Raw genomic sequence first — 24,079 nt, 5'->3', positions numbered from 1 at the left:
AAAGAAGCAAACTTTAGTGGAAAAATAAAGACAGCGCCTTCATTTTAAGCTACAATCGGATTATCGTCTTTTTGGTTACGAGTTTAGTGAAGATTGGTGGGAAAGACTTTGAGTGACACGCGACTAGATTTTAATACTTTATATACACGTCATACAAGAGAGGCTTGGTCTGCTCTTGGAGAATATATGCCGGTATCTGTTTCAGAAGAGGAAGCAAGAGCACTTCAAGGATTAAATGACTATTTATCCCTTGAAGAAGTTCAGGATATTTACATACCACTTATTCGTTTTCTGACATTGCATGTCTTTGCAGAAAAACAAAAAAATCAGCATGTGAATGCCTTTTTAAACTACCCACATCATGCGAAAATTCCTTTTCTCATTGGGATTGCTGGAAGTGTGGCTGTCGGGAAAAGCACAACGGCCCGTATCATCGAAACGCTTTTATCGAGGCTTGGAGATGGACTGAAAGTGAGTCTTGTGACAACCGATGGCTTTTTGTATCCTCAAAAAGAATTAAAGGATCGAGGACTCATGGAAAAGAAAGGCTTCCCAGAAAGCTATGATGTCAAAGCCTTGTTGTCTTTTTTAAACGAATTAAAATCAGGGAAACAAACTGTGCATGCCCCGGTATATTCGCATCTGACCTATGACCGGCTTGATGGTGTGTATGAAACGGTGGAGGATGCCGATATTGTTATTATTGAAGGAATCAATGTGCTGCAATCCCCAGCGCTGGATGATCTGAAGGATGAACCGCGTGTGTTTGTATCAGATTTCTTTGATTTTTCGATTTATGTAGATGCTGCTGAAACGCAAATTCAATCATGGTATAAAGAACGGTTCCGTTTGCTGAGGGAAACAGCTTTCCAAGATCCTGAATCCTTCTTTCATCAATACAAAGATTTGACGGATGAAGAGGCAGATCACATGGCAAGCACAATTTGGAATACCGTCAATCGCCCTAATTTATATCAAAATATTTTACCGACAAAATATCGAGCTGATCTCATTTTGAAAAAAGGTGATCAGCATAAGGTGGAAGAGATTGCTATCCGCCGAGTATAAAGAAAAACCGCTCAAACGTGAGCGGTTTTTTTAATGATCTCCACTGACTTTCACAGCGATGGCAGCTGCGGATCGCTTTTTCAGGCGGTAGTATCCAATGAGTAGGAACGGAACACCTGCGATGGTGATGATCGACAAGACTGAAAAAATGGAGAAGGGATGGGCTGCGCCAAAATAGTCAATGCATAGTCCGCCGACAAATGGTCCGATGACGCTGCCGAGCTGAGAAAATCCCATCGCGCCAAAGTACGACCCCTTTACTTCTGGCTTTGCCACATTGTCTACAAATAGATCCATCATCGCAAACAGCAGAACCTCCCCAATTGTAAACACGACAATGATGAAAGCAAGCATGCCGAGACTCTGTGAAAAAGCAATGGCAAACAAACTGCCCGCAAGAAGAATATTCCCAGTGGTGAGCGACAAAATGGTGGAGTAGCGTTTGGCGATCATGATGAGCGGATATTGTACGACAATGACAACAACTGCATTTAAAGATAAAAGGTATCCAAACAGTTTCGGACCATCCTCAATCATAGGCGAAGCGGATAAATATTGAGGCAGCGTTGAGCTCAAATGCGAATACCCGAACGAACATAAGGTAACGCCGATGAGGATAATGCTAAAGACCGTATCTTTTTGGATAATGGAAAGGGCTTTTTTGACCCCAATTTGTTTCGTGTTTTCTGGAGCAGCAACTGGATGTTTCTGAAATTGCCAGGCCAGCGTTAATCCGTATAACAAATAAATGAAGGCAGCGACGAGAAATGGAAAGGTTGTTTTCGATGACCCGAGATATAAGCCAAGCAGCGGACCGAAGATGACCCCTATGTTAATGGCTGTATATCGTAAATTAAACACAAACAACCGAATACTTGACGGGGTGACATCAGATAAGAGCGCCTTAGATGTTGGTTCAAATAGTGCCCGGCACAGTCCGTTTAAAGCGTTCATGATAAAGAAGACCCAAATGGCATCTGCAAATGCAAAACCAACAAAGACAAGTGTCCAACCGAAGATTGATAGAAGCATGACCTTTTTTCTTCCGATACGATCAGAAATATATCCACCGTAAAAACTCGCAACGATCCCAATCAGAGAGCTAACGGCAATGATTAATCCAGCAGAAGAAGCTGAGGCGCCTTTGACTTGTGTTAAATAAACGGCCAAAAAAGGAATGCTCATGGACGTCGCCATTCGGCCAAATATGGTGCCGATGATGATCGTCCAACTAAGCGGATGTAGCGTACGTAAGTTATTTTTCATGCTGTTTCTCCCCTGAGTTTGTAAGATGTTCCAATCATACATGAAAAATTGTGCAAATTAAATACACAATTTGATGGAGGGGACATCCGCCATATGGCAGAGAAGTTTGATTGGCTCGTATTTGGAGACGCGTGCTTTTTTCTGCCGGTGCTTTTATGCCACTGATTCGCGCGGTCATTTGACCCCATTTAATCAAGGTCGATCGCGACGATTTGCTGCAAGGACAGGTTGAGAACATCTTCATCATTGACGATTTTTATGCGCTGCGTTTCATAATGAATGGCTTTGACCCAGCCCCAAAACTGCTCTTTTCTACCTGCTGCGGCATATGTCACGCAAATCGCTTGATCCTCAGTAATCGACTGTGTGATCAAAAAATTCATTTCTTCCAGTTGATCGGTGCTCAGCGGGGGAGGGGTGTATTTTTTTTTCTGCCGTTTTTGAGCAAGCAGCTGCTCCCGGTGCTCTGGAAGCATCATTCGGCTTGATTCCCACATGAGGTTGTATCCAGGTGTTAATTTATTGGGATTCATGGCTGTTCGCCTCCGTTATTTGTAATGTCCGCCAATTTTTTCGGCGCGGTGATACGCCTGCCCTGCGCTTGTCAGTGACGAAGCGTGCAGCAGGGCAGCAGGTCCATACTTTATGTGGATCGCATCAAATACTTTGCTGAGTTTGTCTTTTTGAACATGATGATCAAATAAAGTTAGCTGATACTGGCTGTCAGACTGCAGCTGTGAGAGAGTAATACCGACACTGCGAATGGGCTGACCATCCCAGTGCTGCTGGCATAGCTGAATGGCTGCCTCTGCAATATCTGTCCCGTACTGTGTAGGTGAATGAAGCTTGATTTGTCTATGAAATCCGGTCGGGTGAGAAAAATCAGCGCCTCTCACGCCAACAGACACTGTTTGCCCAAGATAATGCTTAAAGCGTGCACGTCTTGCCACCTCTTCGCTCAATTCAAGAAGAGCGACTTTGATATCCTCAAAAGACGCATAATCATGGGGGAGAGTCATATGATGTCCCACCGCTTTTTGCTCATTATGTGTGTGAACGGTGACCGGAGAGGGATCATGTCCTAAAGCTGTTCGCTGCAAAAGCTCTCCGTTGATTCCCCAGCGTTTTTTAAGCCGGTCTAACGGATAAGCAGCAAGCGTCCCAATGGTACTGATGCCCATTCGTTTTAAATGGTGCTCCATTCGTTTACCAACGCCAAATAATTTTCCAATCGGAAGCGGCCATAAATCAGTCGCAACACTGTCTGCGCGAAGTTCATAAATGCCAGATGTGTTTTTTTTAGCAAAATGGTCACAGGCCATTTTAGAGAGCACTTTATTAGGACCGATGCCAACACGTGCGTAAATACCCGTCTGGTTCATAATGGTTGTTTGTATATTTTGAGCGATCTCACGGGGAGAACCGAGTAGTGTCAGGCTGCCTGTAATATCGAGAAATTGTTCATCAATTGAATATGGTTCGACAAGATCTGTGTATTGTTCAAGCAGCTCTGTGATCATGACAGAGATATCAAGATAGCGCTGCATACGAGGGCGTACGACGACAGCTTCAGGGCATTTCTCCTGTGCTTCCCATAATCTGGATGCATTTTGAACGCCCCGTTTTTTAGCGAGCGGGCAGGCGGCAAGTACGACTCCGCTCCGCCGCTCAGGATCTCCAGAGACGATGAGCGGCACATCCTTCAAGTGGGGAGCCTCCACTTTTTCGACTGACGCATAAAACGATTGCATATCCACAAGCAGAATGGCTCGTTCATTCATTATTTTCACCTCTTAGAACGTATGTTCTGTTTCTATTTTAACCGTCAGGAGGCGAAATTGATACTGGTAAATCATTCAAAGAAAAGAGTATAAATCCATACAAAAAAAGACGAAGTGGAAGACACTTCGTCTCATTTGATGCAACATATTTTAAGCATGTGCCAAGTTGTAGGATGTTTGGAGGGGCTCAGAACGCAAACGATAGGCCATCAGTTTTTTCTTAGGCTTATGTGTAAACTGCCGCACCACATCCACGTGGTCATCGTAATGATACAGATAAAGGGTCACATCATGCTTGCCAAGCTTTGTTTGCATGGTAAGAGGCGCCGGCCCTTCCTGCGGATGAAGAAAGCGCTCTTCATCACCAGGATAAATATAATAGCGTTCAATAAAGATCGCATCATTAAAATGTTGAATAATTTCAGATGTTTGTTGATCATTGAGCGGACGATCTTCAAACATGATCGTTGTTTGATCACTTGTTACTTTTGCATGCACTGCATAACGACTAAAAAGGCGTTCCACAACACCAGAAGGTAGCGAAGTGACAAGAAGCTTTAAAAGACTAAACACAACAAGTGAAGTAACAATCCAAACCAATATCATCATCTCCAATAAACATTTGTTACATTTCCTATATGAACCATCTTAACATACCAAAAGAATGAAACTTTCGCACAAAAAGTGAACTTTTTGAAATAAGTGTGAAGATTTACAAGGAGATGACGGCGAAAGAACGAAATCAACAAAGCTGAAAGGAAAAAAGGCTGCCACGTAATCTTTACAAACAATTAATCGGACAGGTAGACTATTGAAACAACAGTTTTTTGTAAAAAAAGAGAGCGGTAAGCCAAAAATGAAAAGGGGCGAGGTCATCATGATACGTCAAGTGAAGCCGTCAGATTTTTACGCCGTCACATCCGTCATCCAAAGCTGGTGGGGAGGTAAAGATTTGCGCGCAACATTGCCGAAGCTATTTTTTGAACATTTTCAGCAAACAAGTTTTGTCGTCGTTGAAAAAGGTGAACTGATTGGCTTTTTAGTCGGTTTTTTATCGCAATCTCGTTCAGATGAAGCGTATATTCACTTTGTTGGGGTACATCCAGATCACCGGAAATTAAAGATCGGAAAAATGCTGTATCAAGCCTTTTATGATGTGGCAAAACAGGAAGGAAGAACAACCATTAAAGTGGTAACAGCACCTGTAAATAAAGTATCAATTGCCTATCATGCAAAATTGGGCTTTCAAATTGAAAAAGGGGATAAAACTGTAGAAGGAATCTCCGTGTTTTCAGAATATGAAGGAATAAATGAAGACCGTGTTTTATTTGTGAAAAAGTTAGAGGCGATGTCATGATTGTCAATTTAGATCAAACAATAGGAGATGTAGCAAAGCAGATCTTACATATTCAACTAGCTGCATACCAACAAGAAGCTGAACAAATTGGCTATGCCGATCTTCCGCCATTAAAAGAGACCATTCAAGATGTAATGAAAGCAAAAGAGCAATTTATTGGTTTTGAGCAAAAGGGAATCTTACTAGGTGTTGCCTCTTATGAAGAGCAGAAAGATTATTTGATCATTAGTCGATTGGCTGTACATCCAAAAGCGCTAAAGCAGGGTATTGGAACAAGACTTATGTCTACAATTATGGAGAAAAATGTCCCTATAGAACTGACCACTGGGCAAAAAAACACCCCTGCAAAAAGGCTATACGAAAAGTTAGGATTTGTTGAAACAAATGTGATTCATGTTGCAAAAGAGCTCACCTTATCAAAAATGAAATGGACACCGAGGCGAAAGGTTGAGGTTGTCGAATTCAAAAAAGAATGGCATGAAGAATTCCATCAAGAAAAGCAGCGACTCAAGCAAATCATTCAAAAGAGCTGGATAGAAGGACATCATATTGGTAGTACGTCAGTTGAAGGACTTGTTGCCAAACCCATTATTGATATCTTAATAGAAGTAAGTCATATAAAAGAGATCGATAGAAAAAGAGAGAGCTTTGAACATCTTGGATATCAAGCGCTCGGTGAAAATGGCATAAAAGGGAGACGTTTTTTTCAAAAGGGTGGCTTGAATCGTACGCATCATGTCCATATTTATGAGAGAAATCATCCTGATGTGAAAAGGCATTTATTGTTTCGAGATTACTTAAGGGCCCATCCAGAACGAGCTGTAGCGTATGCGTCTGTCAAGGAACAATTAGCAAATCAGTATCGGGAAGATATACAAAGCTATATGGCAGGAAAGAATGAAATCATAAAAGTAATAGAAAATGAGGCATATCGCTGGGATAGAGAAGGAGGAGAGGAAGCTCTTAAATAAGCTACCTCTTTTCCTCGTTAATTAGGAAGCTGAACATTGCCTTTTACAGTATAGGCCTGTGAAGCAGCAGTAGATGGAAGAGCGGGTAATTTATCCTTTACGATGACCCCGCGGATATCTGTGATTCGAACAGGAAGAGATTTAGACCCCATATTAAATCCAAGGAAATGGTTGTAGTCTGTCTTTTCCATGTTCACCCATTGTCCATCTTTGTAATATTCCATTTTCATAATCGGATATTTATGATTGCGCACTTGAATCGCAGCCCACCACTTACTGCTACCTTCTTTTATTCTGTAAACTACATTTCCGCTAATCGGTGCTTTTACAATTTTCCAACTAATTGGGATTTTCCCATCTGCCATATTGCCGATTTTGGCAAAGGCATTATGAGAAAGATCAAGAGCTCCTTTCGCTCCTTCTGGATATTTATCGGTTACATACACAACGGTTTTTCCTTTTGGACCCTTTACTTCAAGGTAAGCCCCTGCAAGTGCCGCATTTATCCCTTTATAGTTATAGTCATGGGGATTTAAAGCCGTAATTTTCATGTCAGATGGAATAGGATCTAATAATGCGGCGCCCCCTGAGTAACCAGATCCCGTATAAGTTGCATAGCTTTCTCGTACTTCATCAAGGACAGATGCCGCTTTCATGTTTGGCACAGCGAAACTCAACATCAATATCAGTGCCCCGATGAAGCAGAGAGATAATCTTTTTTTCACGATCTAAAACCTCCTGTTTATTCTTTAAAAATTGGTAGCGTCATAAGTATAATTCTAAAAAACAAGAAGCAAAAAGAGCCAATAGATAGATATAATCATAGTGAGAAGAGCGTGTATTTCAAAGAATATGACTTTCGGATTTAGTCGTGTGTCATGTTTTATGGTGTTTTATGTGTTACAATGTAAGCATCAATTTAAAAAGGATGTTCGCCATGTATATTCACATCACAGAACAGGCTAAAACATATATAGAAAAACAGCAAACAGGAAACGAAACTAAGGAATTACTGCTTCGCTACGATTCAGAAGGTTGTGGCTGTGCAGTGAGTGGCGTACCAATGCTTTGGTTAACAAGTGAAAGAACAGGTGAATGGGAACAACTTAAAAATAGCCAACATTTAAAACTATATATACACATTGCACAGAAGGTATTTTTTGATGAGGAAATGACCATCGATTTTAATGAAAAAGCCAATACATTGATGCTGAAAAGTCCTCAGCAAATACTCAGTCCAAGAATGGGCATACTTGTAAAGTAAGGTGGAAACGTAGTGGATCAGAAGCTTAGAGTGATACAAAACACGGCACAAAATAAAACATGGGTGTCGTTTTTAAATAACAATCATCCCTATACCCTTTTGCACTGGTCAATAGGTGGAATGGATTCGGTGAAAAAGGATGTTTGGCTTCTTCAGGATGAAGTCACATTTGAAACGGAAGAATTCCCAACGCTCGAATTAGCTGTCAATTGGATCAAAGAGAATATGGAACAGGTAACAGATGTATTATAAAAGCCCTTTTTGACAAAAGGGTTTTTTTCGTGTCTTCATCATCTCATTAAACAACTGGGAACGTCTAATCTGAAAAATGATCTTTTGCAACGCAAAAAAACTGTTTTATAACAACCAATTCGACAAAACGAGAAAAATAGACATGAAAAAATCGTGGATATAAATGCCGAAAAATAGGCAATGGAAGCGGTTATTGCGGGATACCGAAAACTTTGCGAAAAATGACATTTCATATTTCTTCCATTCGAGGAAATATGATAGAATACAACATGTATCGTATATGAGAAGGGAGGTGCTAAAGTGAATTGAAGCTCAAGCTGTCATCGCCTCAGGTTGGAATTAAAATAAACGAATGGTATAGGCAGATTTGCGGATTTCATGTCATGAAAGCAGAGAAGCTGAAGGCCGAGATCGAGCAGGAAATTCTGGAGATGGAGCAAGATCAAAACTTGTTGCTGTTTTACCAGCTGATGGATTTTCGCCATAAGGTGATGCTTGAATATTTTGAACCGGCAAAGAAAGCCTCAAATGATGAAGAAATTAAAAACCTGCTAGAAACGATCGAACATTCGCAAACGAAATTAACGGACATGCTTGAATACTATGTTCATTTTTTCACAGGAATGTTTGAGTTTGAACAGCAAAACTATTTAAGTGCCATTGCCTATTACCGTTCAGCAGAAAAAAAGCTCAATCTCATATCAGATGATATAGAAAGAGCAGAATTTTACTTTAAATTAGCTGAAATATACTACCACATGAAACAAACCCACTTTTCGATGCACTATGCCTTGCAAGCGTTAAATACGTACTCTGCCTACAGAACGTACACGCTGAGAATCATCCACTGTGAATTTGTCATCGGTGCAAACTATGATGATTTGAAATGCTATGAACATGCATTGCCCTACTTTAAAAATGCTCTAAATCGAGCACGATCGATTGGAAACCCTCGAGTCATAGGTTCGGCCCTTTTCAACTTAGGTAACTGTTATTACCAAATGAACGATCTTGCGGAAGCAAGCCGTTATCTGAAAGACTCTCTTGAAGTGTTTGAAAAGGAGAATTTAACCCATCTTAATCGCTCTCTAGACCCACTATTTATGCTCACCCAAATCCTGTTTAAACAAAAACAAATAGAAGAGTCGTTAACCCTCTATCAAAAAGGTATTATGAAAGCCTGTGAATTAGAAGATGAAATTTACATCTGCAAATTTCAGTTCTTAAAAGCATTATACGTTGATGCAGAAATAACGATCATAGACGATACATTAGACCTGCTCGAGGACAAGCGCTTATACCCAGACATTGAGGAATTGGCACTTGATGCGGCTCATTATTACAATGAGCTTGGACTGTATGAAGCATCGACACGGTTTTACGAACGGAAGATTCAAGCCATATCAAAAATTCAAAATGGGGGTCATTTATATGAAAACGAGTTTGATAGTTCTTTTATTGGCAGCAACTGCAGGATTATCGGTCATGAGTCAGCAGCAATCGGAAGAGAGTCATATGGAACTGGCGGGCAGACACCATACAACAGTAGTGACTATCGCATAAGTTAGCTCAAAAAGAGGAGACGAACCGCTGTTCATTCTCCTCTTTTATCTTCATTTGATTCAAATGGTTGAAGGAATACTTGAACTTCTTGTTCGTAAGCTTCTTTATTTTCACTAAAAGACATCGCGTGTGCCCCGTGCGGCGCTATAAATAGCTGTTTATCACCTTTTTTTCGAGCATATAGCTGCTGACTCTGCTCGCATGGAATATAGTCATCATGAAGACTATGGATAAAAAGCACAGGTTCTCTCACCTGATCGATCACATCAAGCGGTGACACTTGCCGAATGCTGTATCCATCCCGCCATTTTAACACTCGATCACTTAGTGGAAGAATCCATTGCCCTGAAAGACGAAAATCTGTTTTTAATCGATAGAGAAGCTGATCCTCAAAAGAAGCAAAAGGACAGTCAGCTATGTAAAAATTGGCGCTTGCTTCCGGCTTTGCGGCATATAACAAAGTCGTGACTGCCCCCATAGATTCTCCATGTATACCGATAATGGCATTTTCCCCAAGTTTTTGTCTAAGCCACTTCACGACCTTCGCTAAATCTTCTTTTTCGTAGTATCCATAACTCGTGGTTTTCCCGCCACTCATTCCATGTCGTCTATGATCATAAAGCATCACATTCCATCCAAGCTTTTGGAATAATTTCATATACTTAACGGAATTTATTAAACTGACTGTGACGCCATGACAAAGTACAATGGTGCGTGTTGTATGCGAATGCGGATGCGGCACAAAATAGCCATGAAGATCATAACCAAATGCTGAAGGAATACACACTTTCTCTTTGTTAAGCTGTTGAAACTCTTCATGATGATAATGCCCTTCATCTGCTTCTCGTTTGATGAGCTCTTCATCTGTTAATTTTCGAATATACATCATTTTATTGGTGAAAAAAATGCCGATTGCAACGAGCGGACATAATATGAAGGCGAGTATAGCGATCCATTTTTTCATCTAGCTGATTCTTCCTTTCCGAGGTTTTTCCTATGACGATCATACCACATGTTGGGAGATTGGCGTGACTCTTGCTCAGGAAATAAAACGGATGATACACTTAGAGGCAAAAGGAGAGAGGCACAATGAAAAAGAACAATGATCAAGCGAAATTAAAGGACGGCATAAACGAGAATCTCAAACAGCAGCTCCTTCAAATGAAGCAGAATCTGGCCGCCGAGACAGAAAAAAGAGAAGAACAAAAACGACAAGACCTCCTTCGGCAGCAGAAAGAAAAAGAAAAAAACAAAAGCTTCTCCGAGCTGCTAGATGAAAGTCATTTGGACTGGAGAAAATATAAAAGCTAAAAAAGGGAGCACTGATGCTTCTTTTTTTATATCATCATTGAGATTGATCAACACACAAGTGCTTCCGGCTCCTTCGATTCCTCCTTCATTTAAATCCCTTTTTATAACAAATATAGTATTTAAGACCCTTTTGATAGAAGGTCGTACTACTTATAATGAAGGTGTATTACAATATTTGGGAACGGAGATGATTTACATGAAAATGAGAAAAACAATGGCTGGAGTCGCTTTATCTTTAGGATTGCTTTTACCTGTTTCGGGACAAGCTCTTGCTACAAATGATTTAACGAATGCGGATTTGCGTACAAAGGCTACTTCAATTGTAGATTGTTCTGTAACTCCTTTTAAAGGCGCAAGTAATCGATTATGTATGTATTCGGATAACGGTTCTTTTGCAAATAGTTTCAGTCGTTTTGGTACGACATTTTATCTTAAAGGCAAATCTGGAAATTATGCATATTACGAAAGTGCAAGATAAGACAACGGGGCTTTTAGCCCCTCCTTGCTTTTGCCTGTAGAATATGAAAAAGAGTTCACTCATCATACATACAATAAAATAGAAAAATTGTAGAAAAACATGAGTTTCTCTACAATCACCAGAGATCACATCAGAAGATCTCTTTTTATCTCATTTAAACCGGTGCGCCTCGTACACGGATGGTTTTGTATAGTAAGTCAATGCTTTTACTTCTTGGTCACTTAAAGAACGTGCATTGGCCGCTGCCGCATTTTCTTTTAATTGTTCCACCGAGCTTGCGCCAAATACAACGGAACTGACCGCAGAATGCTGAAGCAAATATTGAATGGAGAGCTCTGTGAGTGATAGGTCATAAGCGACTTTCTTTAAAGAAGGAATGATCTGCTGTAGCTCGTCAAATGAATATTGAAGATATCCGTTTTTTTGAATCGCTGCACTTGCTTGTGAAAGTGGTTTTTCGGTTAAAAGCCCTTTTGCTAAAGGTCCTCTTGCCACAACACTAATGCCTTGTTCTTCAAGAAGAGAGAACCATTCCTCTGGACGGCGGTCGAGTAAACTATATTGCATCATGACGCTGACGATGTTTGATTTTTTGGCGTATTCTTTAATGACGTTTGGACGGATAGAAGAGATGCCATAATAGCGAATAACGCCTTCTTCCACTAATTCTTCAAAAGCCTCAATCGTCTCATCGATAGGGTCATCGATCGTGCCTCCGTGCAGTTGGTATAAATCAATATAATCTGTTTGCAGCCGCTTGAGGCTTTGTTTTACGGCTTCTTTTATGTATGCCTTTGAAGGGTCCCAGTCCCAGCCAGATTTGCCTTTTTCAAAGCGGTTGCCGCCTTTTGTGGCCAAAATTAAATCTTGCCGCCTGTTTTTAATCGCTTCCCCGACAATTTCCTCATTTGTCCCAAAATCATATAAATCGGCTGTATCCAAATAGTTAATTCCAAGATCAATGGCTTCATCTAATAAAGAGAGCGCTTTTCCTTTTTCTGTTCCTAGGGACATACATCCTAGAGCCGCTTCGCTCACCAAAAGATCCGTTGTACCAATTCGTCTTTTTTTCAATTCCATCACACTCCTATTCCTTCACATTAAGTGAAAAAAATCTGGAATTCAAGCTAGGTGACTTCAAGTGGCGCATTGAAGCAAGCGTCCGCATTTCGCTTCTCTTAAATCATCTATGTTAAAATGAATGAAGTAAAAAGTGAAAGTAGAACGAGGAGCTGACAAAATTGAAGGACTTTGAAGAAAAAACATTATCGACTAAAGAATTATACAACGGAAAAATCATTGATTTGGTTCTTGAAGATGTACAATTGCCAAATGGAAAACAAGGCAAACGCGAAATCATCAAACATCCTGGTGCAGTAGCCGTCATTGCTCGGACAGACGAAAATAAAATCATCTTGGTCAAGCAATACCGTAAAGCACTAGAGAGAGCCATCGTTGAAATTCCGGCTGGTAAATTAGAGCCAGGGGAAGAGCCGGCACATACAGCACTACGAGAATTAGAAGAAGAAACAGGATACACCACTCAGAAGCTTCAAAAGCTGACAGCCTTTTATACATCACCAGGTTTTGCAGATGAAATCGTCCACATGTATCTTGCAGATCAGCTAGTTCAGCTTGAAGAAAAAAGAGAGCTGGATGAAGATGAATTTGTTGAAGTGATGGAAGTTTCATTAGAAGAAGCCTTGCACCTCATTGAAAAGCAGCATATTTATGATGCAAAAACAGCCTATGCCATACAGTACTTACAACTGCAAGAGGTACTTAAGTCAACAAAATGAGGGAGTTTTTTGCAGACATCCATATTCATATCGGCAGAACAAGAACAGGCAGAGCTGTTAAAATTACAGGTGCAAGGTCACTGACAATTGACCAAATTTTCATTGAAGCAACGCAAAGTAAAGGGATGGGGATGATTGGTGTGATTGATGCACAATCTCCAGAAGTCCTAGAAGAATTAATAGAGGGTGTAGAAGAAGGCAAGTACACTGAACTAAGTGATGGCGGTCTATCATTTGGACAGACCGTGCTGCTTTTAGGCAGTGAATTAGAAATTAACGATAACCATTCAAAAGGTCCGATTCACGTGCTTGCATTTATGCCCACACTGCGCAAAATGACTGAGTTCTCCGCATGGCTCGCGCTTCATATGAAAAATGTGCATTTAAGTTCACAGCGCCTCTATGTGGATGGGAAAACACTTCAGCATAAGGTCAAGGAGCTAGGAGGCTTATTTATTCCTGCTCATATTTTCACTCCTCATAAAAGCTTATTTGGCAAAGGAGTCAGCACGTCTTTAACGGAAGTATTCGATCCGGACCTCATTGATGCTGTTGAACTAGGACTTAGCTGCGATACGTCAATGGCATCCCAGTTAAGCGAACTGAACCGTTATCCCTTTTTAACGAATTCAGACGCTCATTCTTTAGGGAAAATCGCGCGAGAATATACAAAAATCCGCATGGACCATGCCTCTTTTGCCGAATTCAAACTAGCCCTTGAAGGGAAAGAAGGGAGAGCCATCACAGGAAATTATGGGCTCGCCCCGCGTCTTGGGAAGTACTATCATACAACCTGCGAGAAGTGCGGAGTAAGACCTCGCGCGCTAGATCAAGAAAAGTGCCAAGCATGCGGACATACCCGGATGACAAAAGGAGTGAGCGAGCGTTTAAAGGAGCTTGCTGACCAAGAAAGTGACAATGGAACAAGACCTCCTTATGTTCATCAGCTTCCACTTCAATTTATTCCGGGTGTTGGAGCCAAAACGCTGGAGAAGCTAAAAGCCGTGTTTCACACAGAGATGAATATCCTTCATCAAGCAACAGAACAAGAACTAAAAGCTGTCCTGCCAGAAAAAACAGCCAATTACATCATCAAAGCAAGAAAAGGTGAAGTCGAACTGATCGCTGGCGGGGGCGGAGTATACGGTAAGGTGGATATCAATCATGAATCAAGTTAACTGGACATGTGAAACGTTTGAACAATTGACAAAAGAGGATCTTTACCTGATTTTAATGGAAAGAGTCAATGTGTTTGTTGTTGAACAAACATGCCCTTACCCTGAAATTGATCACCGGGACCAAGAAGCCTTTCATCTGATGGCAAAAGAGGATGGCACGATTGTGGCTTATTGCCGAATTTTTCAAAGCGGAATCATGTACGAAGAGGCGTCCATTGGCCGCGTTCTTGTGACAGAGGCAGGTCGAAAAAAAGGCTATGGAAAAATGCTACTTAGCAAGGCTTTGGAAAAGCTGAGTGAATTAGGTGAAACAAGTGTCAAAATTCAGGCGCAGGCCTACCTGAAGTCGTTTTACGAATCCTTTGGTTTTAAGGCCGTTTCAGATTGTTATGATGAAGATGGAATTCCCCATCTTGATATGGTGAAAACAGAAAGATAGGCGTGTATACGTCTATCTTTTTTATGTCACATCGTGTATCATAACGTCAACGAAAGGGGTTTTGCCAAATGGGAAAAAGCAATGCAAAGAAAAAACGAGAACATATTGAAAGGCAGCACAGCCGAAACCCGGAACTGTCGAGAGGAAACATGCCGCACTTTAGTACACATGAAAGAAAAACAAAAACAAAACAAGAAGCCTTGCAGCACATGATGAAAAAACATAAAAGAAGGAATGCTTATGATCACTATCAAGAGGATCATAAGCATTTTTATTTTGCTTTTTTGTGACAACCAATTCAAATAAATGGAAAAATTTTAAAAAATAGGACAAACGGTCGTTTCTTTTTGTCTAAAAATGTAGTTAAATGACAAAAAGATGAAAGGGAGAGTGAGTATTGTGAACGTCAAGTCAATTGGAGCAGGGCTTTGTATGGCAAGTATGATGCTGGCATCGGTCACGTTCGGCGCCTCACATATTTCTGCAAAGGAGCAAGCGAAAAAAGAGTACATGATCGGCTTTTCTTCTTCCGTTCAAGATCATACACAAAAACAGCTTGTTGAAGAAGCTGGTGGACATGTAAAAGAATCCATAGAGCAGATAGATATGATGAAAGTTTCCTTGAATGAGGCATCGAAAAAGAAACTAAATCAGGCAAAAGAAGTGACCTTCATTGAGGAGGACCAAAAGGCAAAAACAAGCGGTCAAACGATCCCATATGGCATCAAAAGCATCAAAGCACAAAAGGTACATAAACGGGGATACGCTGGACAAAATGTCAAAGTAGCCGTTCTTGACAGCGGCATTGATGGCAAACATGAAGATCTACATGTCACCGGGGGAGTCAGCTTTGTTCCAACAGAGTCAGATCCGCTTGTTGACCCGCATGAACACGGGACGCATGTGGCGGGCACAATTGCAGCGTTAGATAATAAGGTAGGTGTCGTTGGTGTTGCGCCAAAAGCTTCAATCTATGCGGTCAAGGTGGCAGATGAAAATGGTGATGGCTACTATAGCTGGATCATTAAAGGAATTGAATGGGCTATTGAGAATGACATAGATGTCATCAATATTAGTATGGGAGGAGCAAGTGAATCTGAAGCGCTGAAAGAAGCGGTAGATCGAGCATATGACAAGGGTATTCTCATTGTGGCTTCTGCTGGGAATGCAGGAAGTTATGGCTCTCTCAACACAGTTGACTATCCAGCTAAATACAGCTCAGTGATAGCGGTTGCTTCTGTTGACCAAAGAAAACAAAGAGCTTTTGATTCATCTGTAGGCGAAGAAGTGGAAGTTTCAGCACCAGGCGTTTCAACGCTCAGTACCATTCCCCATAATGAATATGGCTACAAGAGCGGGACATCCATGGCATCACCGCATGTAGCAGGAGCTGCGGCTGTCATTCTATCAAAACATCCGAATCTGACAAACGATGAAGTGCGCGAGAGACTTTCAAAAACGGCTACACAGCTTGGAGATCCTTTTTACTATGGTGCCGGGCTTGTGAACGTACAAAAAGCGGCACGATAAATGAGAAGAGAGAGCAGTGTTTAGGCTGCTTTCTCTTTTTTCTTTCAATAAAACTGTCATGTTTCGTAATCTCTCTCATAGAATCTAGTAACCTTTACTATTTGGGAGGAAGACGCATGCGGAAAAAGTCTTGGAAGGAACATCTTCTTCAGCACGTAAAAGACCATCTATCGATTTATTTGTTTGTCTCTGTACTCTTTTTAATGGGCGTGATTTTTGGGGCCATCATCGTCAATAGTATGACAATTAGTCAGAAAGAGGATTTATTCTATTATTTAAATCAATTTTTTGGTCAGCTGACAAATGAGAAAGCAGCAGAGTCAAAAGAAATGTTTTTGCAAAGCTTTTTGCATCATATGAAATATTTAGGTCTTATGTGGATACTAGGGATATCTATCATTGGCCTGCCGCTCATCTTTCTCATGATCTTTTTAAAGGGAATTGTCGTTGGGTTTACAGTTGGTTTTCTAGTAAATCAAATGGGGCTGAGTGGTTTTTTCCTTTCGTTCGTATCGGTTCTTCCGCAAAACATATTGCTTATTCCAGCCTATTTAGTGATTGGGACATGTGCGATTGCGTTTTCCATCCGTCTCATTGGGCAGCTGTTCATGAAAAAAACCATCAGTCAAGCACCTGTTCAGTGGTTCGCCCGTTATGCATCTGTTCTACTGATGATTTTAGCGCTTGCTGCACTTTCGTCCTTTTTTGAATCGTACGTCTCCTTCATGCTCATGAAAAAGCTAGCAGGTGTTCTTTTCTAATAAATTTATAATTGTTATTAAATAATAATCAATTTATTTATCAATTTAAAATGATTATAGTTGGCTCCCAGCACATCATTTGATATAATGATCAAGTAATGTGGCGTAGGAGGGAAAGTCAATGGAAAATCGGATTGATCGAATTAAGAAACAGCTTCATTCTTCCAGCTATAAGCTCACGCCACAGCGTGAAGCAACAGTAAGAGTACTGCTTGAGAATGAAGAAGACCATTTAAGTGCAGAAGATGTATACCTCCTCGTAAAAGAGAAGTCTCCTGAAATTGGTCTTGCTACTGTTTATCGAACGTTAGAATTGCTAACTGAACTGAAAGTTGTTGATAAAATTAACTTTGGAGACGGCGTTTCGCGATATGATCTTCGCAAAGAAGGAGCCGCTCACTTCCATCATCATCTTGTCTGCATGGAATGCGGGACAGTCGATGAGATAGAAGATGATTTATTAGAAGATGTTGAAGAGATTATTGAACGTGACTGGAAATTTAAAATTAAGGATCATAGATTGACATTCCATGGTATTTGCCACCGGTGTCATGATGATGAATCCGGCAAATAATCCGAATTGGAACCTTTTCATTTAAGATGAAGAGGTTTTTTGCATTTTCGCTGTATATTCCTTGTCCCACCTGGCATATGCTGAAGTAATGAGAAGCTCGAGAAAGGACATGAGAATCATGCGAAAATGGCTCAAAACAACAGGTGAAGTGATGAAGGTATTTATCTTGTTCACTGGTTTTACCGTCCTGTTCTATTATGCTATGATATGGATAAATTCAGAATATGAAAGCTACCATCGTTATGATAAACCAGAGGGTGCAGCAATTAAAGTGATGGAAATGGATCAGCCGAATCAAGACAACTGGCAAGACCGATTGATTTATTTTTATCAAAACGGGGAGTAGAAATCATTGAACGATCAATTATCCGACTTTATTCATTTTATGACAGTAGAGAGAGGACTCTCTGAAAATACCATTGTTTCTTATAAACGAGATTTACAGAACTACTTGTCTTTTTTAATGACACATGAGCAGCTGACGGATATAAAAGATGTCACACGCCTGCATATCATTCATTATTTAAAAAAGCTAAAAGAGGAAGGGAAATCGAGCAAAACGTCAGTGCGGCATCTCTCCTCGATCCGGTCCTTCCACCAATTTCTGCTCCGGGAAAAAGTGACAACAGATGATCCGTCGTGGAACATTGAAACGCAAAAAACAGAGCGGAAATTACCGAAAGTTCTCTCACTAGGGGAAGTCGAAAAGCTGCTTGATACACCAAATCAGCACACTCCATTTGACTACCGTGACAAAGCGATGCTCGAGCTCTTATATGCGACAGGCATTCGCGTCAGTGAAATGCTGGATCTGACCCTTGCCGATGTTCACCTCACAATGGGCTTTATCCGTTGTTTCGGTAAAGGAAGAAAAGAGCGGATTGTGCCAATTGGTGAAGCAGCTGCAAGTGCGATTGAAGAATATCTCGAAAAGGGAAGAAGCAAGCTGTTAAAAAAACAGCCGGCAGATGCCTTATTTCTCAATCATCACGGGAAAAAAATGTCGCGGCAAGGTTTCTGGAAGAATCTGAAAAAAAGAGCTCTCGAAGCAGGGATTCAAAAGGAACTCACACCCCATACACTCAGGCATTCATTTGCCACGCATCTGCTTGAAAACGGTGCAGACCTAAGAGCTGTGCAGGAGATGCTCGGGCATGCCGATATCTCGACAACACAAATTTATACACATGTGACGAAAACAAGACTGAAAGATGTGTATCACAAATTCCATCCAAGGGCATAAGTAAAGCATGACACGGTGAACGTGTGTCATGCTTTTTCATGTTTGCACCGTTTATGGTTGTCAACCGGCTTGTAAACGGTTTATACTTGAGATGTCAGACCTCTCTTTTTGAAAGGTTAAAAGACAAGAATATTGAAGGAGGCGCTTTTTAATGCCTGATTATCAGTATAAACGCATTTTCCTCGTCGTAATGGATTCAGTAGGAATTGGGGAAGCACCTGATGCTGCTGAATTTAATGATGTAGGTGCAGATACACTAGGACATATTGCTGAAAAAATGAACGGGCTTCATATGCCGAATATGGCGAAGCTTGGGCTGAGTCATATTAAAGAAATCAAAGGAATTCCAGCGGATGAGAAGCCGCTTGCGTATTATGGGAAAATGCAAGAGGCATCAAATGGTAAAGATACAATGACAGGACACTGGGAAATCATGGGTCTTTACATAGACACACCGTTCAGAGTTTTTCCAGACGGATTCCCAGATGAACTATTAAATGAACTAAAAGAAAAAACAGGCAGAGGCATTATTGGAAATAAACCTGCGTCTGGTACTGAAATTTTAGACGAGCTTGGCGAAGAGCACATGAAAACAGGCGATCTAATCGTTTATACATCTGCGGATTCTGTGCTGCAAATTGCTGCGCACGAAGAAGTGGTGCCATTAGATGAACTTTACCGTATTTGTGAAATTGCACGTGAGCTCACATTAGATGAAAAATACATGGTTGGCCGCATTATCGCCCGTCCATTTGTCGGGGAGCCTGGCGCATTTGTCAGAACACCGAACCGTCATGACTATGCTTTAAAACCATTTGACCGAACAGTGATGAATGAGCTGAAAGATGATGGGCTCGATGTGATTGCGATTGGCAAAATCTCTGATATTTATGATGGAGAAGGAATCACCTCTTCTCTCAGAACAAAATCGAACATGGACGGAATGGACAAGCTGGTTGATACACTTAAAACAGACTTTACGGGACTCAGCTTTTTAAACCTTGTTGATTTTGACGCCCTTTACGGACATAGAAGAGATCCAGAGGGTTACGGAAAAGCACTAGAGGAATTTGACGCCCGTCTTCCTGAAGTGTTTGACCTGTTAAAAGAGGATGATCTTCTTGTCATTACAGCAGATCATGGAAATGACCCGGTTCATCACGGAACAGATCATACAAGAGAATACGTTCCGCTCATTGCTTACAGCAAAAAGCATCAAGGAGCAAATGAACTGCCAACTCCAAAAACCTTTGCTGATCTTGGAGCAACGGTCGCAGACAATTTCAAGACAACGATGCCAAAATATGGCACAAGCTTTTTATCTAAACTCAAATAGGGGGGGAAATCTCGTGGGAGCACAGTTTTCAGAAGCGGCGGCATACATTAAACAAGCATCGACATACGTACCAACAGTTGGATTGATCTTAGGTTCAGGGCTTGGCATTTTAGCAGATGAGATTGAAAATCCAATCAAATTGAAATATGAAGATATTCCTGGATTCCCTATTTCAACAGTAGAGGGTCATGCAGGACAGCTCGTCATCGGGACGCTGAAAGGCACTGTCGTATGTGCGATGCAAGGACGTTTTCACTTCTATGAAGGATATGATATGAAGCAAGTGACGTTTCCAGTCCGTGTGATGAAAGAAATTGGCATTGAGACATGCATCGTGACAAATGCAGCCGGCGGTGTGAATACTTCATTCCATCCAGGCGATCTCATGCTGATTACAGATCATATCAATATGATGGGGACCAATCCATTAATTGGTCCAAATGACAGTCAAGGCGTTCGTTTCCCTGATATGTCTGCCCCATACGATAAAGATTTGCTGGCACTTGCAGAAGAAACAGCTCAGCGGTTAGGCATATCTGTACAGCAGGGTGTTTATGCAGGGATGACAGGTCCTTCATATGAAACACCGGCTGAAGTTCGTTTCCTTAGAACACTTGGCGCAGATGCTGTAGGCATGTCGACGGTCCCAGAGGTGATTGTTGCGCGTCATGCAGGAATCAAAGTGCTAGGTATTTCATGCATTTCTAATGCGGCATCAGGTATTTTAGATCAGCCGCTGTCTCATGATGAAGTCATTGAAGTAACCGAAAAAGTGAAAGCGAGTTTCCTTGATTTAGTAAAAGACATTGTCAAACAACTCTCATAGCATGTTTTAAGAAGCCTTCTGTTTATCGACAGAAGGCTTTTTTTATGGCAATCATACGATCTCTGAATAAAACAGCCTCGATGAGGAAAAAATAGAAAGGATTACGATAATGGAGGTCTGCCACTTGAAACGTCATATATGTGCATTGTTTATTTTAATGATCCTTATCTCAATGGTTTCACCATCAGCGATAGCGAAAGAAAAGATTGAAAAACCAGAAGAAAAACAAACATCAGAATTGGTGCACGAAGCCAAATCAGCCATCTTAATAGAACGTGACACGGGAAAAGTGCTTTACAACAAAAACAGCGATGAAAAGCTGGCACCCGCAAGTATGACCAAAATCATGACGATGCTTCTCATCATGGAAGCCATTGATCAAGGAAAACTGAAAATGACTGACAAGGTAAGAACAAGCGACTATGCAGCTTCAATGGGAGGGTCACAAATCTTCCTTGAACCTGGAGAAGAAATGACCGTGAAAGAAATGCTGAAAGGCATTGCGATTGCGTCTGGAAATGATGCTTCAGTTGCCATGGCAGAGCATATTGCAGGATCTGAAGAACAGTTTGTGAAGCAAATGAACAAAAAGGCAAAAGAACTCGGCCTCACCTCTACGGTCTTTCAAAACCCAACAGGACTTCCTGAAAAAGACCATTACAGTTCAGCTCATGATATGGCAAAAATGGCAAAAGAGCTGTTGAAATATGAACAAATCACCAAATTCACAGGGGTCTACGAAGACTATCTCCGTCAAAACACCGATAAAAAATTCTGGCTTGTGAATACGAACCGATTGATTAAATTTTATCCAGGTGTCGATGGGTTGAAAACAGGTTTTACAGGCGAAGCCAAATACTGTTTGACCGCAACCGCTAAAAAAGGAAACATGCGCGTCATTGCAGTTGTCTTCGGCGCAAGTACACCGAAAGACAGAAACGCTCAAGTGGTCAAAATGTTAGACTATGCATTTAGTCAATACACCACACACCCGCTTTACAAACGAGGACAAGATGTAGCCGAAATCAAAGTAAGCAAAGGGACAAAGAAAAAAATTCAGCTTGTCACCTCTGAACCAATCTCCCTTTTAACGAAAAAAGGCGAAAATGTGGATCAGATTAAAAAAGAAATCAAATTGTCTCAGGATGTTACGGCCCCATTCTCAAAAGGAACGGAACTTGGAACCATTGTCTTGAAAAAAGACGGAAAAGTGCTGCATGAAAGCCCTGTACAAGCCAAAGAAGGAATGGAAAAAGCGGGCGTTTGGACGTTCTTCAAACGAGCGATGGCTGAATTTGTGAAATGGAAATAAAATGTGAAAGACTGCTGAAACAGGCAGTCTTTTTGCTATGAGGAAGAAGAAAAGAACATCTAAATGTGACGAATGGTCACTAGTTTTGTCATGGTGAAGGATTTACTTGATAAAAAAGAGAAACAATCTTTATCCGAAATTAGAGCAAGGAGGAATAAAAAGATGAGCCTTGATATTGATTTTCAAGTAAAAGAGAGCGTACTTTGCATTCGATTAACAGGAGAGCTCGATCATCACTCCGCAGAAACATTGAGACAAAAGGTGACGAATTATTTGGAAACAGAGGACATTCGCCACATCGTGCTCAATTTGGCTGATTTAACGTTTATGGACAGCTCAGGTCTCGGAGTGATTTTAGGAAGATATAAAGAAATTAAACAGCTTGGCGGAGAAATGGTCGTCTGTGCTATTTCGCCAGCAGTGAACCGGTTATTTGATATGTCTGGCTTATTTAAAATCATCCGTATGGAGCCTTCAGAGCAAACGGCATTGCAAACATTGGGGGTGGCATCATGAGGAATGAAATGAACCTGACCTTCTCTGCTTTAAGTCAAAATGAATCCTTTGCGAGGGTGACAGTCGCGGCGTTTATCGCCCAGCTTGATCCGACATTAGATGAATTAACAGAAATCAAAACCGTTGTGTCAGAGGCGGTGACAAACTCCATTATCCATGGCTATGATGGGAATCCAGATGGCAAGGTGCATATCGAAGTCACACTTGATGACCATGTTGTGTACCTCACCATCCGTGACGAAGGGATGGGCATTACAGATCTTGAGGAAGCAAGACAGCCGCTTTTCACGACAAAACCAGACTTAGAACGCTCTGGAATGGGTTTTACCATTATGGAGAATTTTATGGATGATGTCATGATAGACTCATCTCCAGAAATGGGCACAACCATCCGTTTAACAAAGCATCTATCAAAAAGCAAAGCGCTTTGTAATTAAAGGAGCTGCTCATATGGATGTGGAGGTAAAAAAGCAAGCAAAAAAAGCCCAGCTGTCAAATGATGAAGTCAAAGAGCTCATCAAAAAAAGCCAAGACGGTGATCAGCAAGCAAGAGACCTCCTCGTAGAAAAAAACATGCGTCTTGTTTGGTCCGTTGTTCAGCGCTTTTTAAATAGAGGATATGAACCAGATGATTTGTTTCAAATTGGCTGTATTGGACTGCTAAAATCTGTTGATAAATTTGATTTGTCATATGATGTGAAGTTTTCGACCTATGCTGTCCCAATGATCATTGGTGAAATCCAGCGATTCATTCGAGATGATGGAACAGTCAAAGTCAGCCGGTCACTAAAGGAACTCGGAAATAAAATCCGGCGGGCAAGAGATGAATTGTCTAAGTCTCACGGAAGAATGCCGACCGTTCAGGAAATAGCCGAATATCTTGATATCACACCAGAGGATGTCGTCCTCGCCCAAGAAGCGGTCCGAACGCCGTCGTCGATTCATGAAACGGTGTATGAAAATGACGGGGATCCGATTACATTACTTGATCAAATTGCCGATCATTCAGAAGAAAGATGGTTTGATAAAATCGCGCTGAAAGAAGCGATCAAGGAATTAGAAGAACGAGAAAAACTCATTGTGTACTTAAGATATTATAAAGACCAAACACAATCTGAGGTAGCGGAGAGACTCGGCATTTCACAAGTACAAGTCTCGCGGCTTGAAAAGAAAATTTTAAAACAAATCCAAATGCAAATGGATCAAAAAGAGAGCTAGCCAATTCGGCTGGCTTTTTTCGTGTGGTAATTACCG

Annotated in this window: 30 protein-coding genes; 23 read left to right on the top strand and 7 right to left on the bottom strand. The window is 41.1% G+C overall.

What is annotated here, in order from left to right:
- The first annotated feature begins 108 nt into the window (after nucleotides 1-108).
- Nucleotides 109-1,068, top strand: a complete 960-nt coding sequence (coaA, locus tag CKW02_RS10885) for a type I pantothenate kinase (protein ID WP_034620396.1) — start codon at nucleotides 109-111, stop codon at nucleotides 1,066-1,068.
- 30 nt (nucleotides 1,069-1,098) lie between these two features.
- Here coaA and CKW02_RS10880 read toward each other — a convergent pair whose 3' ends face one another.
- The 4 genes from CKW02_RS10880 to CKW02_RS10865 form a co-directional block, all read right to left on the bottom strand.
- The gene (locus CKW02_RS10880; protein WP_003215590.1) at nucleotides 1,099-2,334 is read right to left on the bottom strand and encodes an MDR family MFS transporter; all 1,236 of its coding nucleotides are present in this window, start codon (nucleotides 2,332-2,334) and stop codon (nucleotides 1,099-1,101) included.
- 188 nt (nucleotides 2,335-2,522) lie between these two features.
- Complete coding sequence (locus tag CKW02_RS10875) at nucleotides 2,523-2,867, bottom strand: YolD-like family protein (protein ID WP_003215746.1); 345 nt, start codon at nucleotides 2,865-2,867, stop codon at nucleotides 2,523-2,525.
- A 15-nt stretch (nucleotides 2,868-2,882) separates the two neighbouring features.
- Complete coding sequence (locus CKW02_RS10870) at nucleotides 2,883-4,115, bottom strand: DNA polymerase IV (RefSeq protein WP_003215891.1); 1,233 nt, start codon at nucleotides 4,113-4,115, stop codon at nucleotides 2,883-2,885.
- 150 nt (nucleotides 4,116-4,265) lie between these two features.
- Complete coding sequence (locus CKW02_RS10865; RefSeq protein WP_003216110.1) at nucleotides 4,266-4,715, bottom strand: YfmQ family protein; 450 nt, start codon at nucleotides 4,713-4,715, stop codon at nucleotides 4,266-4,268.
- Between the two features lie 277 nt (nucleotides 4,716-4,992).
- On the opposite strand from CKW02_RS10865, the gene CKW02_RS10860 reads away from it, so the two are divergent.
- The gene (locus CKW02_RS10860; RefSeq protein WP_034620502.1) at nucleotides 4,993-5,472 is read left to right on the top strand and encodes a GNAT family N-acetyltransferase; all 480 of its coding nucleotides are present in this window, start codon (nucleotides 4,993-4,995) and stop codon (nucleotides 5,470-5,472) included.
- Nucleotides 5,469-6,443: a GNAT family N-acetyltransferase gene (locus CKW02_RS10855; RefSeq protein ID WP_003215958.1), complete on the top strand. Its 975-nt coding sequence runs from the start codon at nucleotides 5,469-5,471 to the stop codon at nucleotides 6,441-6,443. The genes CKW02_RS10860 and CKW02_RS10855 overlap by 4 nt, the downstream gene beginning before the upstream one ends.
- A gap of 17 nt (nucleotides 6,444-6,460) precedes the next feature.
- Here the strand turns inward: CKW02_RS10855 and CKW02_RS10850 are convergent, their stop codons facing one another.
- Nucleotides 6,461-7,168 (bottom strand): expansin EXLX1 family cellulose-binding protein, encoded by a 708-nt coding sequence (locus CKW02_RS10850; protein WP_044141052.1) that lies wholly within the window; start codon nucleotides 7,166-7,168, stop codon nucleotides 6,461-6,463.
- A 212-nt stretch (nucleotides 7,169-7,380) separates the two neighbouring features.
- Between CKW02_RS10850 and CKW02_RS10845 the strand changes: the two genes are divergently transcribed.
- The 3 genes from CKW02_RS10845 (at nucleotide 7,381) to CKW02_RS10835 (ending at nucleotide 9,527) form a co-directional block, all read left to right on the top strand.
- The gene (locus CKW02_RS10845; RefSeq protein WP_003215572.1) at nucleotides 7,381-7,707 is read left to right on the top strand and encodes an iron-sulfur cluster biosynthesis family protein; all 327 of its coding nucleotides are present in this window, start codon (nucleotides 7,381-7,383) and stop codon (nucleotides 7,705-7,707) included.
- Between the two features lie 12 nt (nucleotides 7,708-7,719).
- On the top strand, nucleotides 7,720-7,959 hold the full coding sequence (locus CKW02_RS10840) for a YqkC family protein (protein ID WP_003215790.1): 240 nt from the start codon (nucleotides 7,720-7,722) through the stop codon (nucleotides 7,957-7,959).
- Between the two features lie 305 nt (nucleotides 7,960-8,264).
- On the top strand, nucleotides 8,265-9,527 hold the full coding sequence (locus CKW02_RS10835; protein ID WP_003215654.1) for a response regulator aspartate phosphatase: 1,263 nt from the start codon (nucleotides 8,265-8,267) through the stop codon (nucleotides 9,525-9,527).
- A 26-nt stretch (nucleotides 9,528-9,553) separates the two neighbouring features.
- Here CKW02_RS10835 and CKW02_RS10830 read toward each other — a convergent pair whose 3' ends face one another.
- Complete coding sequence (locus tag CKW02_RS10830; RefSeq protein ID WP_003215810.1) at nucleotides 9,554-10,486, bottom strand: alpha/beta hydrolase; 933 nt, start codon at nucleotides 10,484-10,486, stop codon at nucleotides 9,554-9,556.
- A 125-nt stretch (nucleotides 10,487-10,611) separates the two neighbouring features.
- On the opposite strand from CKW02_RS10830, the gene CKW02_RS10825 reads away from it, so the two are divergent.
- On the top strand, nucleotides 10,612-10,833 hold the full coding sequence (locus tag CKW02_RS10825; protein ID WP_003215614.1) for a YqkE family protein: 222 nt from the start codon (nucleotides 10,612-10,614) through the stop codon (nucleotides 10,831-10,833).
- Nucleotides 10,796-11,311 carry an antimicrobial peptide LCI gene (locus CKW02_RS20460; RefSeq protein WP_223251156.1) on the top strand — a complete coding sequence of 172 codons (516 nt, stop codon included), beginning with the start codon at nucleotides 10,796-10,798 and terminating at the stop codon, nucleotides 11,309-11,311. Before CKW02_RS10825 ends, CKW02_RS20460 begins: the two co-directional genes overlap by 38 nt.
- 150 nt (nucleotides 11,312-11,461) lie before the next feature.
- Here CKW02_RS20460 and CKW02_RS10815 read toward each other — a convergent pair whose 3' ends face one another.
- A complete protein-coding gene (locus tag CKW02_RS10815) occupies nucleotides 11,462-12,385 on the bottom strand; it encodes an aldo/keto reductase (protein WP_034620399.1) in 924 nt (307 codons plus the stop codon).
- Nucleotides 12,386-12,552: 167 nt separating this feature from the next.
- Between CKW02_RS10815 and CKW02_RS10810 the strand changes: the two genes are divergently transcribed.
- From CKW02_RS10810 to sigF, 15 genes are all read left to right on the top strand, one after another.
- Nucleotides 12,553-13,110, top strand: a complete 558-nt coding sequence (locus tag CKW02_RS10810) for an NUDIX hydrolase (RefSeq protein WP_003215785.1) — start codon at nucleotides 12,553-12,555, stop codon at nucleotides 13,108-13,110.
- The gene (locus CKW02_RS10805; protein ID WP_003216024.1) at nucleotides 13,107-14,288 is read left to right on the top strand and encodes a TIGR00375 family protein; all 1,182 of its coding nucleotides are present in this window, start codon (nucleotides 13,107-13,109) and stop codon (nucleotides 14,286-14,288) included. The genes CKW02_RS10810 and CKW02_RS10805 overlap by 4 nt, the downstream gene beginning before the upstream one ends.
- Complete coding sequence (locus CKW02_RS10800; RefSeq protein ID WP_003215708.1) at nucleotides 14,275-14,727, top strand: GNAT family N-acetyltransferase; 453 nt, start codon at nucleotides 14,275-14,277, stop codon at nucleotides 14,725-14,727. Before CKW02_RS10805 ends, CKW02_RS10800 begins: the two co-directional genes overlap by 14 nt.
- A 68-nt stretch (nucleotides 14,728-14,795) precedes the next feature.
- Nucleotides 14,796-15,017 (top strand): hypothetical protein, encoded by a 222-nt coding sequence (locus CKW02_RS10795; protein ID WP_003215884.1) that lies wholly within the window; start codon nucleotides 14,796-14,798, stop codon nucleotides 15,015-15,017.
- Nucleotides 15,018-15,126: 109 nt separating this feature from the next.
- On the top strand, nucleotides 15,127-16,257 hold the full coding sequence (locus tag CKW02_RS10790; RefSeq protein WP_003216136.1) for a S8 family peptidase: 1,131 nt from the start codon (nucleotides 15,127-15,129) through the stop codon (nucleotides 16,255-16,257).
- 116 nt (nucleotides 16,258-16,373) lie between these two features.
- Nucleotides 16,374-17,018, top strand: a complete 645-nt coding sequence (spoIIM, locus tag CKW02_RS10785) for a stage II sporulation protein M (protein ID WP_003215886.1) — start codon at nucleotides 16,374-16,376, stop codon at nucleotides 17,016-17,018.
- 121 nt (nucleotides 17,019-17,139) lie between these two features.
- Nucleotides 17,140-17,592: a ferric iron uptake transcriptional regulator gene (gene fur, locus CKW02_RS10780; RefSeq protein ID WP_003215577.1), complete on the top strand. Its 453-nt coding sequence runs from the start codon at nucleotides 17,140-17,142 to the stop codon at nucleotides 17,590-17,592.
- 118 nt (nucleotides 17,593-17,710) lie between these two features.
- A complete protein-coding gene (locus CKW02_RS10775; protein WP_003215798.1) occupies nucleotides 17,711-17,938 on the top strand; it encodes a YqzK family protein in 228 nt (75 codons plus the stop codon).
- Nucleotides 17,939-17,944: 6 nt separating this feature from the next.
- Nucleotides 17,945-18,835 (top strand): site-specific tyrosine recombinase XerD, encoded by an 891-nt coding sequence (xerD, locus tag CKW02_RS10770; RefSeq protein ID WP_003215982.1) that lies wholly within the window; start codon nucleotides 17,945-17,947, stop codon nucleotides 18,833-18,835.
- A 151-nt stretch (nucleotides 18,836-18,986) separates the two neighbouring features.
- On the top strand, nucleotides 18,987-20,171 hold the full coding sequence (gene deoB / locus CKW02_RS10765; protein ID WP_003215717.1) for a phosphopentomutase: 1,185 nt from the start codon (nucleotides 18,987-18,989) through the stop codon (nucleotides 20,169-20,171).
- A 13-nt stretch (nucleotides 20,172-20,184) separates the two neighbouring features.
- Nucleotides 20,185-20,997, top strand: a complete 813-nt coding sequence (locus CKW02_RS10760) for a purine-nucleoside phosphorylase (RefSeq protein ID WP_003216045.1) — start codon at nucleotides 20,185-20,187, stop codon at nucleotides 20,995-20,997.
- A gap of 157 nt (nucleotides 20,998-21,154) precedes the next feature.
- Nucleotides 21,155-22,309 (top strand): D-alanyl-D-alanine carboxypeptidase family protein, encoded by a 1,155-nt coding sequence (locus CKW02_RS10755; RefSeq protein WP_372706110.1) that lies wholly within the window; start codon nucleotides 21,155-21,157, stop codon nucleotides 22,307-22,309.
- 162 nt (nucleotides 22,310-22,471) lie between these two features.
- The gene (spoIIAA, locus tag CKW02_RS10750; protein ID WP_012010448.1) at nucleotides 22,472-22,825 is read left to right on the top strand and encodes an anti-sigma F factor antagonist; all 354 of its coding nucleotides are present in this window, start codon (nucleotides 22,472-22,474) and stop codon (nucleotides 22,823-22,825) included.
- On the top strand, nucleotides 22,822-23,262 hold the full coding sequence (spoIIAB, locus tag CKW02_RS10745) for an anti-sigma F factor (RefSeq protein ID WP_012010447.1): 441 nt from the start codon (nucleotides 22,822-22,824) through the stop codon (nucleotides 23,260-23,262). Before spoIIAA ends, spoIIAB begins: the two co-directional genes overlap by 4 nt.
- A gap of 13 nt (nucleotides 23,263-23,275) precedes the next feature.
- Nucleotides 23,276-24,043: an RNA polymerase sporulation sigma factor SigF gene (sigF, locus tag CKW02_RS10740; RefSeq protein ID WP_003215778.1), complete on the top strand. Its 768-nt coding sequence runs from the start codon at nucleotides 23,276-23,278 to the stop codon at nucleotides 24,041-24,043.
- Nucleotides 24,044-24,079 lie beyond the last annotated feature (36 nt).

The organism is Bacillus pumilus (assembly GCF_900186955.1).
Lineage (GTDB): Bacteria > Bacillota > Bacilli > Bacillales > Bacillaceae > Bacillus > Bacillus pumilus.
This window is presented reverse-complemented; position numbering and strand designations above follow the sequence as displayed.

Excerpts from the sequence above, each read along its gene's own strand:
- CKW02_RS10880 (WP_003215590.1), bottom strand. The coding sequence starts at position 2,334 with ATGAAAAATAACTTACGTACGCTACATCCGCTTAGTTGGACGATCATC.
- CKW02_RS10875 (WP_003215746.1), bottom strand. The coding sequence starts at position 2,867 with ATGAATCCCAATAAATTAACACCTGGATACAACCTCATGTGGGAATCA.
- CKW02_RS10870 (WP_003215891.1), bottom strand. The coding sequence starts at position 4,115 with ATGAATGAACGAGCCATTCTGCTTGTGGATATGCAATCGTTTTATGCG.
- CKW02_RS10860 (WP_034620502.1), top strand. The coding sequence starts at position 4,993 with ATGATACGTCAAGTGAAGCCGTCAGATTTTTACGCCGTCACATCCGTC.
- CKW02_RS10855 (WP_003215958.1), top strand. The coding sequence starts at position 5,469 with ATGATTGTCAATTTAGATCAAACAATAGGAGATGTAGCAAAGCAGATC.
- CKW02_RS10845 (WP_003215572.1), top strand. The coding sequence starts at position 7,381 with ATGTATATTCACATCACAGAACAGGCTAAAACATATATAGAAAAACAG.
- CKW02_RS10830 (WP_003215810.1), bottom strand. The coding sequence starts at position 10,486 with ATGAAAAAATGGATCGCTATACTCGCCTTCATATTATGTCCGCTCGTT.
- CKW02_RS10825 (WP_003215614.1), top strand. The coding sequence starts at position 10,612 with ATGAAAAAGAACAATGATCAAGCGAAATTAAAGGACGGCATAAACGAG.
- CKW02_RS20460 (WP_223251156.1), top strand. The coding sequence starts at position 10,796 with ATGAAAGTCATTTGGACTGGAGAAAATATAAAAGCTAAAAAAGGGAGC.
- CKW02_RS10805 (WP_003216024.1), top strand. The coding sequence starts at position 13,107 with ATGAGGGAGTTTTTTGCAGACATCCATATTCATATCGGCAGAACAAGA.
- CKW02_RS10800 (WP_003215708.1), top strand. The coding sequence starts at position 14,275 with ATGAATCAAGTTAACTGGACATGTGAAACGTTTGAACAATTGACAAAA.
- CKW02_RS10795 (WP_003215884.1), top strand. The coding sequence starts at position 14,796 with ATGGGAAAAAGCAATGCAAAGAAAAAACGAGAACATATTGAAAGGCAG.
- spoIIM (WP_003215886.1), top strand. The coding sequence starts at position 16,374 with ATGCGGAAAAAGTCTTGGAAGGAACATCTTCTTCAGCACGTAAAAGAC.
- fur (WP_003215577.1), top strand. The coding sequence starts at position 17,140 with ATGGAAAATCGGATTGATCGAATTAAGAAACAGCTTCATTCTTCCAGC.
- CKW02_RS10775 (WP_003215798.1), top strand. The coding sequence starts at position 17,711 with ATGCGAAAATGGCTCAAAACAACAGGTGAAGTGATGAAGGTATTTATC.
- deoB (WP_003215717.1), top strand. The coding sequence starts at position 18,987 with ATGCCTGATTATCAGTATAAACGCATTTTCCTCGTCGTAATGGATTCA.
- CKW02_RS10755 (WP_372706110.1), top strand. The coding sequence starts at position 21,155 with ATGATCCTTATCTCAATGGTTTCACCATCAGCGATAGCGAAAGAAAAG.
- spoIIAA (WP_012010448.1), top strand. The coding sequence starts at position 22,472 with ATGAGCCTTGATATTGATTTTCAAGTAAAAGAGAGCGTACTTTGCATT.
- spoIIAB (WP_012010447.1), top strand. The coding sequence starts at position 22,822 with ATGAGGAATGAAATGAACCTGACCTTCTCTGCTTTAAGTCAAAATGAA.
- sigF (WP_003215778.1), top strand. The coding sequence starts at position 23,276 with ATGGATGTGGAGGTAAAAAAGCAAGCAAAAAAAGCCCAGCTGTCAAAT.